10 protein-coding genes are annotated in these 14,247 nt (G+C 43.6%); 1 reads left to right on the top strand and 9 read right to left on the bottom strand.

The window, feature by feature from the left end; translation table 11 throughout:
- Position 1: 1 nt before the first annotated feature.
- From OP489_RS04125 to OP489_RS04095, 7 genes are all read right to left on the bottom strand, one after another.
- Positions 2–910, bottom strand: a complete 909-nt coding sequence (locus OP489_RS04125; protein WP_266163084.1) for an ABC transporter permease — start codon at positions 908–910, stop codon at positions 2–4.
- Positions 911–915: 5 nt separating this feature from the next.
- On the bottom strand, positions 916–1,932 hold the full coding sequence (locus OP489_RS04120; RefSeq protein WP_266163083.1) for an ABC transporter permease: 1,017 nt from the start codon (positions 1,930–1,932) through the stop codon (positions 916–918).
- A gap of 119 nt (positions 1,933–2,051) precedes the next feature.
- The gene (locus OP489_RS04115; protein WP_266163082.1) at positions 2,052–3,656 is read right to left on the bottom strand and encodes an ABC transporter substrate-binding protein; all 1,605 of its coding nucleotides are present in this window, start codon (positions 3,654–3,656) and stop codon (positions 2,052–2,054) included.
- A gap of 268 nt (positions 3,657–3,924) precedes the next feature.
- A complete protein-coding gene (locus tag OP489_RS04110) occupies positions 3,925–4,413 on the bottom strand; it encodes an HD domain-containing protein (RefSeq protein ID WP_180341080.1) in 489 nt (162 codons plus the stop codon).
- A gap of 155 nt (positions 4,414–4,568) precedes the next feature.
- On the bottom strand, positions 4,569–6,056 hold the full coding sequence (locus OP489_RS04105) for a phytoene desaturase family protein (protein ID WP_266163081.1): 1,488 nt from the start codon (positions 6,054–6,056) through the stop codon (positions 4,569–4,571).
- A gap of 156 nt (positions 6,057–6,212) precedes the next feature.
- A complete protein-coding gene (locus OP489_RS04100) occupies positions 6,213–7,220 on the bottom strand; it encodes a hypothetical protein (RefSeq protein WP_266163080.1) in 1,008 nt (335 codons plus the stop codon).
- A gap of 105 nt (positions 7,221–7,325) precedes the next feature.
- Entirely contained in the window at positions 7,326–8,759 is a 1,434-nt protein-coding gene (locus OP489_RS04095; protein WP_266163079.1) for an NAD(P)/FAD-dependent oxidoreductase, read from the bottom strand.
- A gap of 168 nt (positions 8,760–8,927) precedes the next feature.
- On the opposite strand from OP489_RS04095, the gene OP489_RS04090 reads away from it, so the two are divergent.
- Complete coding sequence (locus OP489_RS04090) at positions 8,928–9,458, top strand: hypothetical protein (protein WP_266163078.1); 531 nt, start codon at positions 8,928–8,930, stop codon at positions 9,456–9,458.
- A 76-nt stretch (positions 9,459–9,534) separates the two neighbouring features.
- Here OP489_RS04090 and pglX read toward each other — a convergent pair whose 3' ends face one another.
- Together pglX and OP489_RS04080 are read right to left on the bottom strand one after the other, a co-directional pair.
- Entirely contained in the window at positions 9,535–12,645 is a 3,111-nt protein-coding gene (gene pglX / locus OP489_RS04085) for a BREX-1 system adenine-specific DNA-methyltransferase PglX (protein ID WP_266163077.1), read from the bottom strand.
- 40 nt (positions 12,646–12,685) lie between these two features.
- Entirely contained in the window at positions 12,686–14,074 is a 1,389-nt protein-coding gene (locus tag OP489_RS04080) for a sodium-dependent transporter (protein WP_266163076.1), read from the bottom strand.
- Between the last annotated feature and the right edge of the window lie 173 nt (positions 14,075–14,247).

The raw sequence follows: 14,247 nt of genomic DNA, 5'->3' as shown, positions 1-14,247 counted from the left end.
CTCAATTCTTTCTGGATTTCGGATCAAGCGCATCCCTAAGGCCATCTCCAAGCAAGTTAAATGCAAGCACGGTAATCGTGATCGCAAGGCCCGGAAAAACCAGCATATAAGGGAACTGCAAGATCATTCCGCGAGCTCTTCCCAGCATATCGCCCCATTCTGCCAAAGGCGGCTGTACGCCTAAGCCCAAAAAGCCCAAGGCGGCTGTATCCAGCACTGCGGAAGAAATACCCAAAGTTGCACGAACAACAATGGAAGAAGTTACGTTCGGTAAAATATGACGGAAAATAATTCGTCCATCCTTATCACCAATTACACGGGCCGCCTGCACATAATCATTCTCTTTTACGGAGAGGATCTGACTGCGGACAATTCGCGCATACTCCGGAATAGAAACCAGCCCGATCGCGATAACAGCCTTGTCAATTCCTTTTCCTAAAGCAGCCATAAAAGCGATTGCCAGCAGGATAGAAGGAATACTCAGCATAATGTCCATAAAACGCATGATAACCGCATCAATTTTTCCGCCGCGATAACCAGCGATTGAACCTAATACAACACCAATCACTAAGCTGATCGTAACAGCTGCCAAACCAACGGAAAGACTAATCTGCGTCCCTACAAGGATACGTGCAAAAATATCACGGCCATTCTGGTCTGTTCCACAGATATGTGCTGGACTCGGCCACAGTTTCGCCTGTGAAAGGTCTTGATCATAAGGATCATACGGCAAAATTTTAGGAAAAATTGCTGTCGTTACCGCAATCAATACTAAAGCAGCAATTACAAAAAGGCTGATCATCGCTGCGCGGTTCTCTTTCAGAGAGTCCCACATACTACGCCATAAGGATTCGGGCTTTTCAAGAATCTCCGTAGAAGCGGCCGCTTCAGAAGTTCGTCGTTTTTTCATCGCGATCAACCTTCTTTCTTTGCGTACTTGATGCGCGGATCCAAGAATGCATAGATGATATCAACCACCAAATTCAGCAAAACAAAGATCACTGCTATCAGCAGAACGACTCCCTGAACAACCGGGAAGTCGGATTTTAAAATACATTCGACCGTATATTTTCCAATACCAGGCCATGCAAACACCGTCTCCGTCAAAACAGCGCCGCCAAGAAGACTGCCAAACTGCAATCCGATTACTGTCGTAACCGGAATCATCGCATTGCGCAGCGCATGGTGCTGCACCACGCGTCCTCTTGTCAGTCCTTTTGCTTCAGCAGTACGTATGTAATCTTGGTCTAATGTTTCCAACATACTGGAACGAGTCATACGAGTAATAATCGCCATCGAGTAAAGGCTCAGCGCAACTGTCGGCAAAATCAAATGCTGCAGGGCATTGCCAAAAGCTTCAAAGTCGCCGGAAAACAAGGTATCAATCAAATAGAGCCCTGTTCCTCCAACCGGCTGAAGCATTGGGTCGATTCGTCCGCTGCTCGGCAAAAGATGCCATGTACCGGAAAAAAGGATAATCATCAACATGCCGGACCAAAAGATCGGCATAGAGACACCAATCAGTGCCAAAATCATACTGGCATGATCTGCAAGCGAATTTTTCTTAACACTGCTAATGACTCCAAGCAGGATTCCAAAAACAGAAGCAAGAATAATCGCACAAATTGCCAACTCAACAGTTGCAGGAAAACGAGAAGCAATTTCCTGCGTTACAGGAGAATGTGTGTAATAGGAGGTCCCTAGATCTCCACGAAGCGCATCGATAAGAAAATTCCAGTATTGAAGCCAAATGGGATCATTCAAGCCGTTTTCCTGGCGCCATGCCTGCATGGCAGCCGGAGTTGCATGCTGTCCAAGCACAACACCTGCCGGATCCGGTGAAAAGACACGCATAATCAGAAAAACGATAATGGAAACACCCAAAAGGACCGGAATCAGCTGCAAAATGCGTTTTATAGTATATTTAAACAAGCTGTATACGTCCTTTCCTTCTTTTTCCAAATAGTAACCAATATAAACGCATTGCCGGAAGCTATCACTGCCGACAGCTTCCGGCAAACACTGCGTTTATAAAATGCAGTCGACTCTACTTATTTCGTTTTGGTAACTCCAGCAAACGGAGTAATACCAGTCTGATGATAGTAGAAGCCCTGAACCTTTGGATTGTAGCCACACAGGTTCTTGGAATGTGAAATCAAAAGCCAGACATTCTGATCGGCAACCATTTGTTCACACTGTTTATAAACTGCGTCACGATCAGCACCGTCTTTTGTAGCAATGCCCTTTTGAATCAGTGCTCTATAAGTAGGATCATCGTAACGAGAAAGATTCATGGAAACGGTCTTATCGGCAAGCAGGTTCATAAAGTTATCCGGGTCACCATTATCACCGGTCCAGCCATAGAACGCAACATCGTAGGATTCTGTCTCGATTTTCTGCTTATAAGTAGTCCAGTCATAAGCATCAATCTCACAGTCAACGCCGACTTTATCCAGATATCCCTTAATAGTCTCTGCGAGCTGCTGACCGCCTTTTGCGTTATACGGACGAGGATTCGTATAGGTAAGCATCTTAATCTTAGTAACACCGGCTGCAGCCAGATCTGCTTTTGCTTTATCCGGGTCATACTGAGTCTGCTTAATATCGGTATCATACGGTGCCATAAAAGTAGGCATTACGGAATTTGCAACAGAGGCATAATCTCCATAAAGTGCTTTTACGAGCTCAGGAACATTAATTGCTTCACTGACAGCTTTACGAGCAGCTGCATTCTTGAAGATATCACTCTTGGTGTTGTACGCCATGTAGTTAATAGTCATGCCGTCTTCATTAAAGATCTTGTTGCCGGCGTCCTCAATGGTGGGTACTACCGTATCATCAATTCCATCGATTACATCAACTTCGCCATTATCGAGAGCCGTTACACGAGCAGCATTTTCAGCAATAAAGCGGAAAACAACGTTCTCGGTCTTTGCCGCGTTATCCTTATCCCAATAATTGTCGTTCTTCTTTAAAACAACACTCTGGCCTTTGTTCCAAGAAACAAAGGTATAAGGGCCGGTGCCGCAGGGAGCTTCGTTCAAATTCCCGTTGTTCTTGTCGAGAGCAGTGGGGCTGACGATCGGAGCTGCCATACACATTGCCATATTTTTAAGGAATGCAGTATTAGCAGAACGCAGATCAATTTCGACTGTGTTGGCATCTACTACCTTGACTGCTTTTACACCGGTATTGTCTGCTTCAGATCCATAAACAAAGGAAGCATACGGCATATCGGAACTACGGTTCGGCTCCAGCTGGCGGTCGATACTCTTTTTAACAGCATCTGCATTAAAATCAGTACCATCCTGGAACTTAACACCCTCCTGAAGGTGGAAAGTATAAGTAAGTCCGTCATCACTGATATCCCAACTCTTTGCAAGGCAGGGCTCTACTTCGGTGGAGTCCTTGTTGTACTTTAAAAGTCCCTCATAAATATTGCACATAATCTTAGCAGATTCGCCGTCATCAACATAGGCCGGATCCAGTCCACGAGGATCTGCGCCCTGCGCATACGTAATGGTATCTGCCATTTGGCTTCCGGATGTAGTCCCGGAGGCGCTGCTGCCCGCGCGGCTACTGCCGCAGCCAACCATGCTTGCACCCACCATTGCTGTAGCCAGCGCCAGTGCAAGCAGCTTTTTGCTCTTCTTCATAAAACTACCCCTTTTCAATCTTCTGCAGTATTCTGCACAATTTGCAAAAGCACATTTGTGATACCCTTTAAAAAATAAAGTCCATATACAAAAAAAGGCGCTCTCCCTCTTCTGGTCAAGCACCCGTGCTTTGTATTATTATAGCGCGCACATTTACGGTTGGCAAGTAAAAAAATGCAAAAAGCTCTTCATTTTAAAGCTATCACCATATTTTTAGTGAATTTTTGTAATTATAGCTTTCCAATCCTGCATTTTTGTAGAAAACGCTTTAAACTGCTAGAGCGAGGTGGCGTTTGATTTTCAAAATTCTATAAAATGAAAACATCTCCATCAATGCACAGAGCTTATCAGCCCCCGAAACGACAAAAGACTCACGATATTTTGGAACCTGACGCAAAGTAAGAGGCCACATATGCTTTAAAATAATATCCTCCTCTTTAGGAGTCAGCGGGCATAATTCCTTTGCATTTTTTAGTGCTGCTTTCGGATGAGAAAATCCGTGCATTCCCTCATGTGGGTCCGTATGCCAATCATAAAGAAACAAATCATGTAAAAGTCCTCCTCTGGCAGCCGCCCGATAATCAATATGCAGCCTACGGCAGATTCGAAAACTTAAATAGGAAACAAACACAGAGTGTTCATAACAGCTAATATGTGCGTGGTGGTCCAGATCGCGCATTTCATTGACTTCTTTTGTTCCCAAAAGATCAGCAACACAATCATGATATGCTTTTAAATCTACAGAATCCCACATCATAAAAAGTTCAACCTCTTTCAAATTATATAATAGACAAATTATCTAGACTAATTGCTTCGTTTTTTTCTAAAACGCCTTTATTCTAGCACACTCAAAGCAAAAAAAGAAGCAGAAACTTTTCCCAAATAACATTATTTTGGATATTTGTCTTTTATTTATTCAGAAAACGGCAGTCGTTCTTTATGACAAATACGCTGAATTGAAAAGCGGCCCTCGATCAGTGCGGCATGAAGACCGCCTTCTGCATGCATCCATTGACCAGAAAGAAGCAGCCGACGAACTCCCGGCACCGTAAACGGCATCGGCTGATATTTAATCCCCGGCAGTGTAACAAACGGGCTCCAAGTTCCGTGATAAGCGCCAAAACGTCGGCTGAAAAAATCCGGTGCCGCACAGCATACAGGTTTTAAATCCAATTCAGGAAATCTTTTTCGAAGCTGTTCCAGCACTTTTTTCATAATTTTATTGGTCTCCGCCTCATACAGAACTTCGTTTTGAGATAATTCCTCCCAATAATTGTAACTCTCTTCCGCCTGTGGAATCAGACACACAAACTGAGCGTTCGCATTTTGACCCAGTTGAGAATCATAGCTTGACTGTATCAGACAGAGACGGTTAATCAAAGTTTTTCCGATTGAAAAAGGTTCCACCTCAAAATCCTGCATATGCAGCATCAGTCCGGGATCCTGGTTCGTACGAAAAGCGCAGTAAAAGCCGGTGAAAATTGGATTGTGAAGTCGGTCTTCATATCGCTGTTGAAAATTTTTATCTAATTCTGTATTAGGGGGAATCAGATGATGAGTCGTAATATCCGGATCACATGCCGCAATCGTCCAATGCGCAAAATAGCGTTCACCGCTGTGCAATTCAACTCCTCTTGCCGCTCCATTCGCCGTCAAGATCTGCTCAACCGTGGCATTTAGCCGCAAAACTCCGCCGAGACGCTGATATTGCTCCGCCATTCTCCTTGCCATAGCAGCAGCGCCCCCAACGGGAAGCCCATAGTTTCCGCTGACGAACATCGCATACTGAAACAAAAATGACGCCAATGTTCCATTCTGGGGCTGAACTGAAGAAAATAGGCGCCGCAGCACCGGGTTTCTGAACTCATTAACAAACTGCTTCATACTGACTTCAGAGGCTTTCTGCAAAAGCTTTTCTGCTTCTTTATTCCCAGCTTTTAAGCGCTCTAAAGGTCCTAAAAGTTCATCCGGCTTTTGGGCCGGAATTTCATACTCTGCAATCGTACGAATTGCATCGCAAAACATGGAAATAGTGGGAGCATCCTCGGGAGAAAGCTTCTTTGCCTCACGTTCAAAGCGTTCCAAATCCTGCCAAAGTGTAATAGACCTATCATTTTCCGAAACACTTAAAAAACTTTCCGGCTGAATAATCAATGTATTCCCAAGAGCCCTTGTCTCTCTCCATAAATGGTTTAACACCGTATTTTCTTTTGTTCCAATCAGCCCGCGAAAACAAAATCCAACCTGCTGCACTCCTGCTTTCCATCCGGCACAAAAGCCGCCGGGCGCACTGTTCTTATCAAAAATAACCGTTTGGAATCCTTGCTTCTGCCCCCAGATTCCGGCAGCAAGTCCGGAAATACCACCACCAATAATGGCAATTTTATTGACTCTTTTCAACAAATCTTCCCTACTTTCTGCTAAACATTCGTTTTTAGTTTATCGAGTCCCATACTTTTTGTCAACCGCTCTCTTTAAAAAGCTTTCCTCAAAAAATAAGCCGTGGCTTCTAAAAGCCGCGGCTCACAACAAAGTATTCTAATCTCGTAAAAAAGGTTATGAAAATATTTTTTCTGTAATTTCATCCCGCACTGTACAAAAATGTTCCATTCGGACATCTTCCAAAATTCTCTTGGAATGTTCATTCAGAAATTCTTTTGCTTGTGAAAGAGCAGAAACCGCTTTATTGATCTGTGTATGGTACGCTGCTGCACTGGCTGCTATTTCTGCGGCACAGGTTTCATCGGTATGCGGAACGACCGCTGCTTTATAAAGGTCCAGCACTTCGTCTCCCGGGCGAGAAGGCTGATATTCATGCGGAGCCGTACTGTCAAAAATACAGAGAGAAAGCTCTCGTACAATCACCATATCCAAGCTCTCCGGGTCAAAGCCGCAATGATAAATTTCACAATCATATCCAGATTCCATTGCCTTATGTGCAAAGCGCTTGAGCAAAGTCGATTTTCCAGTGCCCGGACGTCCCTTTAAAAAGATTCTGCGACTGAGGTCTTCTGTCAAATTCGGAATGTAATCGAGAGAACCATCCGCAGTTGCCGCACCGAAAAAGCGATGAACAGCCTTTCCGGTTTTGGGCAGAGCATCCTGAAGCAAACGATCTGATGTAAAAGTAAATACTTGATCCAACTTTTGAAAGTCAATCCGCCCCAGATAAATTTTTTCCCATCCATCATGAACTTTAAGTGCAGAGGCAAAATCTTCTTTGGCCTGCTGCAGCGCTGCAAATGCACAATCCAGTTCTTTTCCACCGAGCAGGCGTTGAACACTATACCCTGCAAAAATCGGTTCATTAATAATGCCGGCTGAAAACTTTGGTAAAATAATTCCTGCCATATGATTATCCAAGCTGTCATGAATCAGCTCGATTGAGGTCTCTTCTTCTTTCGCCGTATGACAAATATCGGCAATCAATTCAGAAATCATCATAGACGGCCAGCCATAAAGGCAGACGGCCGTTTCCAAAGGACTAAAATTAGAATCATAAAAATCGATCCATCCTCTGGCCGTGTTAGCATCCACGAAATAATTCCGTACCCTGTTTTCCATGAGCGCACCCCCATAAAAGAATCTCTTTCAAAAAGTATGCGCACAGAAAACGATTATGATTAAATTCCTTTGTTTTCCAAAAAGCGATCGCATAAAAACTTTATTTTAATTTGTTTCTTTCAGGCTTTCTATAATATGACGAGCTGCCATGACCCCGGTAACAGATGCCTGCATCAATCCACGAGTAATCCCGGCGCCGTCACCGATCGCATAAAGTGCCGGAAGCTGCGTTTCAAAGTTTTGATTGACCGCGACTTTAGCGGAATAGAACTTAACTTCCACTCCATAAAGCAGCGTATTTCTGCTGTAGAGACCCGGCGCCAGCTTATCAAGCGCCCGCAGCGTCTCTACAATAGAAGTCAAATGACGATGTGGCAGAACGAAAGAAAGATCTCCCGGCACCGCATTTTTCAGCGTCGGGATCGTAGTGCTTTTCTGCAGCCGCGTCTCATCGGTACGGCGCCCCAAAAGCAAATCTCCCAGCCGCTGTACCATAATTCCGCCGCCGGTAAGCATATTCCCCAACTGGGCGATATATCGCCCATATTCAATCGGCTGATGGAACGGCTGCGTAAATTTTGTGGAAACAAGCAGTGCAAAGTTTGTATTATCGCTGTGGCGATCTTCATCTGCATAGGAATGCCCATTTACAACTGCAATTCCTCCGTTAGGTCCATCATAATGTTCTTCGCTGACGATTCCTCCGGGATTCATGCAAAAAGTACGCACTTTATTCTCAAAAGTATCAGAATAATAAATCAATTTTGCTTCATAAAGATTTTTCGTCAGGTGATCCATCACCGCATTCGGTACTTCTACCCGCACTCCAATATCCACTTCATTATTGGTAACTGACAGCCCGGTTTCTTTGCTGATTCGATTCAACCAGTCTGCACCGCCGCGGCCGGGGGCTGCCACAACACGCTTAGCCCTCACAAGTTCTTTTTTTCCGTCCGGTCCTAAAAGATATGCTCCACAGGCACGGCCGTCTTCTACAAAAATAGTATCGGCAGTCGTATGCGCACGGAACTCGAAATTCGGCTGTGCAGCTAAATAATCATACATAGCGCTGAGAACTTGAAAGCTGTATTCCGTTCCCATATGACGTACCGGGCAATGAATCAGCTGAATATTTTCCTTGCGGGCTTCATAGGCAATCTTATCGGCAAATTTGTTGCCTTCTCCAAACACTTTTTTGGGCGCACCAAATTTCAGATAGATTTCATCGCAGTAATGAATCATCTTTTCCGCTTCCTGTGTGCTCATAAAATCCGTAATATGCCCGCCAACTTCCTCCGAAAGAGAAAGTTTTCCGTCTGAAAATGCTCCGGCTCCTGCCCAGCCGTTCATAATATTGCAGGTCTTACAATGTACACATTGACCGCTGGTTCTGGCCGGACATGTTCTTTTGGCAATTGCGCTGCCGGAATCTATCACCAGAACTTTCTTTTCAGGCGCCAGCCGATTCATTTCCAAAGCGGTAAATATTCCCGCAGGGCCAGCTCCAATTACTAATAAATCATAGTCAAATTGTCTCATGTTTTCCTCCATTGTTTTTCTCATAAACCGATTTATTGTATTGTATTTCATTAAAAAAGTCAATCACAATTTTGTAACCTTCTATTACAATTCCGACGAATTTATTGACTTTCTCACTTCCACTTTATTATGATGAATTTTAGTAATCCTAAAAAGCGAGGTGACAAAATGGGCAGAAAAAAATGGTTTCGAATTCTATTATGCTGCGAATGCTTTTTATTTTTTATGCTGGAAATCTCCGGTTGCTCCGGACAAGCTCCTTATAAGCAGCCTTCCTCTTTCTCTTCTATCGCTTCAGAGCCGGAAACTGCAGAATTCTATCAAGATGAACAACTGCATTTTACTTTTCGAATTCCACCTTGCTGGATTTCCGAAAGCCCTCTTTACACACAAGAAACCATTTTCGACGAATCTTCTAAAAATGGATACACCTCGTTTTATTATGCCCATGATCCTTCTGTTCCCCTTCTGCGGATTTTCTTGGAATCACAGAAATACAGCAGCGATGAATTTTCGGTACAATTTTCATCTCTCTGCAAAGATCAAAACGTTTTTTTTCTTGGAGAAAATAGCGGCGGATATTATTACGCTGTCCTGCCGGAAAGTTGTTCTCTTCCCATCGGAAAAGAAGCCGACCTATATAACAGTATGGCACTTTCTGAAAACGATGTAAAACGCAGATTTTCAATAGGATCATAAATAAAAGTTCGGCGGCCAATAAAAAGAGCAGGCTTTGTGAAGAAAAACTTTCACAAGAGTCTGCTCTTTATTTTGTTTATGGAATCTTTCGCAAAATCTCTTGATATGACTCATAATTCTGAGAAATTCCAAGGCTGCGATCAAAAGGGATTTCCGAAGAAAGTATCGATTTTGGTATCTCATTTTTGGGATCGTTCTCTGCAATTTGGCAGAAGGCCTTCCAAACATTCCCATGATAATAAACAAACTCTTTTTCTCCGCTTTTTATCTGCCAATAAATTGGCCTTTTGTGATAAAGTTTGCAATGTTCTGTAAAAAATTTTTTTTCGAAGTAGGCTTCTAAAACTTTCTCCGCTGTTCCCTTTCCTAAAAATGAAGCGGCAAAAGAAACCGCATCTTCTCCAAAACGTTTTTTGAGAAACTCTGAAAAAGCAGATGCAATCTCGCAGGGGCTGCACCAAGAGACAGATTTCTCATGAAAATGATCTTCTCTATAACGTCCAAATAATAGTCCAACAAAATAAGAAGCAAGCTCTTTGATTGCCTTTTCCGGTTCCGGCGGCGCAATCGAAAGCGCTTTATCTCCCACCTCGACCGGTGCACCGGTTTGATACAAATCAGCAAAATGACGGTTAATCTTTTCTTCATTCTGCCGCAGTTCTTCTCTGCGGTCTTCTACCTGCCGGCTCCAAATTTTCACAGCCTCCTGCAAAGTCAACGCGCCTGTTTTCAGAAGTGAATTTCCATTAAAGTTCCAACTGATTTCATGGTCGTCCCAGTCTGCTTTGCAAAGATCAATATTCCTTTGTACCAGTCGCCAAATCTGCTCTTTTTCTGAACTTTCCAAAATCGGCAAAAGAGCAAGATTCCCAGCCTGATAATTGAGGGTCGGATTCAAAAACCCCAAAATCTGAAATGCTGTGGAAGAATTAAGGAATCCTAAGCGATACAATCGATCCTCTTTTGGCGGAAAAATCGAAGAGCCCGCAATATCAAAAACAAATCCTTTCGGATAATACCGTACTCCAAACGTACTGGAACTGACAAAAGACCAAGAAAGACTGGGCTGAAAATAGTTCTGTCTACCAGGCATGGCCGCAGACTGCCCGCTTTTAATCCGATAAGCACAAATATCCCTGCCGAAATCCGCAAAATCCACTACATAGAGCTGATTTCCATACCATTTTCGGAAGGCACCGCCTTTGTTGTAAGGAAACCAGCGTTTTCCGCTCATTCGGCAATCAGACTCATCTTCACACCAGAAATCAATTTCTTCCGGCTCTACCTCATACCAGAATCTCAAAAAGCGCTGATTATTACAGGTAAAAAGTCCGTTGCTGATCTGTGCAACTTTTCCAAGAGGGGCACCCTCCTGAAAGGCCCTGCCAACATTTCTATCAGCCCAATAGGCAAACGGCATTCCCGGGATCTCTCTAAAATCTTTTAAAGACGCCTCGAAACGATCTTTGCTGTCCGGATGGAGAGAATCATAAAGAACACGCTTTTTCTGCTCCTCCATGCCACCTTTATAATCCGTCAAGCGCAGATAAATCCCCGGATATTTTTCCTTTTGGTTCTGCAAAACAAAAGAACAAAGTGGAACGGTTGCTTCTTCAAAAGCAGAATATTCCATTTGTATCAAAGAGGAAACACTTTTTTCCTGAATTAGAAAGCGCCGCAGCGATTCATAAGATTTGATAAACATCCAGACAAACGGCGTCATGAATGCGCAATAGCCATCTTCCTTGCAAAAATCAAAATTATGTACCATAAAGACTGCAAAAAGATCGTTATTATAATCCGGGAAATTCTTATCTACATAATTTCTAAGAGGCTTATCCATATGGTTAAGGTAAGGAGGATTCGTGACAACGCACATGTACTTTTGCCCCATAATCTCAGCTTGGCAAACAAGCGGCCACAATTCCTGCAGGGCTTTTCGCTGTGCTTCCATACGAAACAAATTATCTGGATATTGTTCCCCACGAATCACCGAAAAGCGGGATTTAAGTGCTTTGAGATCCACTTTTGGGGCATTCAGGATCGAACCAAACTGATCGCCATAATAAAAAGCAGCCGTCAGTTTCTGTAAATCATCATATAAAGCTTCATTTCCACCAGACGCATAGTGAAGTGCCTCTTTGTCAATTTTACGACTGTGATGAATCGCCGCAAAATGCAAAGTAACCCCCTTCTCAAAAATATCCGGATCACAGGAACGAGCTTTCATTAAAAGTGCAAATGCCGTCAGTTCCCGGCTGCGTTCATCAATATCCAATCCATAAAGATTGTCCTGCAAAATTAAAGAAGCGGCGCGCTTTGGTGGAACCCCACATTCCGAATAAATTTTGAGCAAAAGTTCAAAGGCATAGACAAGAATATGTCCACCGCCCATACAGGGATCCAGAATCTTTAAATCTCTCGGTTCCATCGGAGCACGCTTTGTTTCTTCCGGAAGATCAAGATAATAGGGCATCTCCCTTCGCAGACGGCTTTCCGGGTGTCCTTCCAGCCAGACTCTGCCGAGAGAATTTTCGACCATATAGCGAACGACCCAATCCGTTGTAAAGAACTGTGTTGCCGCAGTCAAATTTTTCATTTTAACTTTACCGGCATAAAGGTCAATCGCCGCATTTTTTTCTTGTAGGTGATAAGACTGATAAAGCCAACCGATCAATTCTACCTGTCCCAGCCATTCTTCCTCGGAAAGGCCGTCGCACAAAGTTCGGACAACGCCTTTTCGATAGCTTAAACTGAGAAGTAAGTCCATCTCATCCGGCACTGGAAAATAATCCGGCATCTGAGAAGCAAGGGACAGACAGGTCCTTTGAAACAGCTTGGTAAAAAGTGCATCCCGATCCAAGGTATCTTGATGGGTTAAAAGCCAATGCGCCAAAAAATCAGGTTCAACCGTATTTGACTTTTGAGAAGACAGAACCCGATATGGCAAATAGCCATTTAGTTCCATATACCGAACAGCAATCAGTTCCCGGAAAAATCGGTAAGCAGCTTTTTTGCAAAGTGCCAAAGTTCCTTGCTGCTCTTCTTCTTTGAGGAGAATGTCCCGCCGAAAAGCATCATCCCCCGAAAGGCGGCAGGCATGAAGTGCAGAAAGATTTTTTTGAACCATTTCTTCCAACTGCTGTCTAGCTTTCTGCGCTACTTCACGCACAGCACTCTTATCCAAGCTTTCACCTTCTTTTTTGATACTCTGTTCCGCTCAATGTTCAGACATTAAAAACTCCCGGCCAGAATTTTGCCAGATATCCCTGTACAAAAATCAACAGCACAATAAAGGGCAGCACCCAAGTCACATAAAAGCGAATCGATTTTGGAAATTTAAGGCCTTCACCACTATTCGCTTCTTCGATAAAGTGATCCCAACCCCAGCCTTTTTTCGAAACACAAAATAGTAAATAAACAAGACTGCCTAATGGAAGAAGATTGTTACTCACCAAAAAGTCCTCGAGATCCTGTACCGTTGAACCCGCACCAAAAGGAGTAAATCCGCTCCACAGATTAAAGCCCAATACACAGGGAAGCGAGAGGACCAAAACGAGAACTAAATTAATTAAGACCGCTTTTTTCCGGCTCCAGTGTTTGAGCTCCATTCCAAAGGCGCACAAGTTTTCAAAGACAGCAATTACGGTGCTCAAAGCTGCAAAGCTCATAAATAGGAAGAAAAGCGCACCCCAGATTCTTCCCCCGGACATTTGTTCAAAAACATTCGGCAAGGTAATAAATACAAGTCCCGGGCCGCTGTCTGTCGGAATATTAAATGCAAAGCATGCCGGAAAAATAATCATGCCTGCAACCAGAGCGACAAAGGTATCCAATCCGGCGATTCTGATGCTTTCGCCTGTCAGAGAACGGTCCTTTCCAATATAGCTGCCGAAAATAGCAAGCGCACCGATTCCAAGGCTGAGAGTAAAGAAAGCCTGTCCCATCGCTGCAAAAACAGCTTCTCCGAAGCCTGCTTCCATCATACGCCCAAAATCCGGCAGCAGATAAAATTTCATTCCTTCTGAGGCACCCGGCAGTGTTACCGAACGAACCGCCAAAATAATCATTACCACAAATAGGCTGACCATCATAACTTTATTAATCCGCTCTACTCCGTCTTTGAGCCCCATGGCACAAATTCCAAAGCCCAGCAGAACCACAACAACCATCCAAAAGGTCATTTCACCGGAATTCGTAAGCATCGTTCCGAAAACGGTTTTCACTTCTTCCGGAGAACGCCCCTGAAATTCGCCTCTTAAAAATTTCACAAAATAATCCAGCATCCAGCCGGCAACCGTCGTATAGAACATCATCAGCAAAAAGTTTCCCGCGATTGCTCCATAACTGTAGAGATGCCATTTACTGCCCGCAGGCTCCAAAACATGAAAAGAACGCGCTGCGCTCTTTTGACTTGCACGCCCCACTGAAAATTCCATGACCATAATTGGCAGTCCCAGAATTAAAAGGAAAAATAGGTACACCAGCACAAATGCACCGCCGCCATATTTCCCTGTAATATAAGGGAATCTCCAAACATTGCCAAGACCGATTGCACATCCTGCGGAAATCAGCAGAAATCCTAGGCGCGATGAAAACTTTTCTCTCTCTTGCATCTTTTAAAAATCCTTCTCTTTTCTCTTTTTTTCCTTACTTTAAAACAAAAACAAATAAGTGTCACATAGATTGCATTATAAATCATTTTATACAAAATGACAAGAAAAACCACCTGTTTTTCCCCATCAAGCTCTGCTTTTTCCTTTTTTTAAAAGGGAGTTTCTTTTTCCCA

It is taken from the genome of Caproicibacterium sp. BJN0003 (genome assembly GCF_026314295.1).
In the GTDB taxonomy this organism is placed as follows: Bacteria; Bacillota; Clostridia; order Oscillospirales; family Acutalibacteraceae; genus Caproicibacterium.
This window is presented reverse-complemented; position numbering and strand designations above follow the sequence as displayed.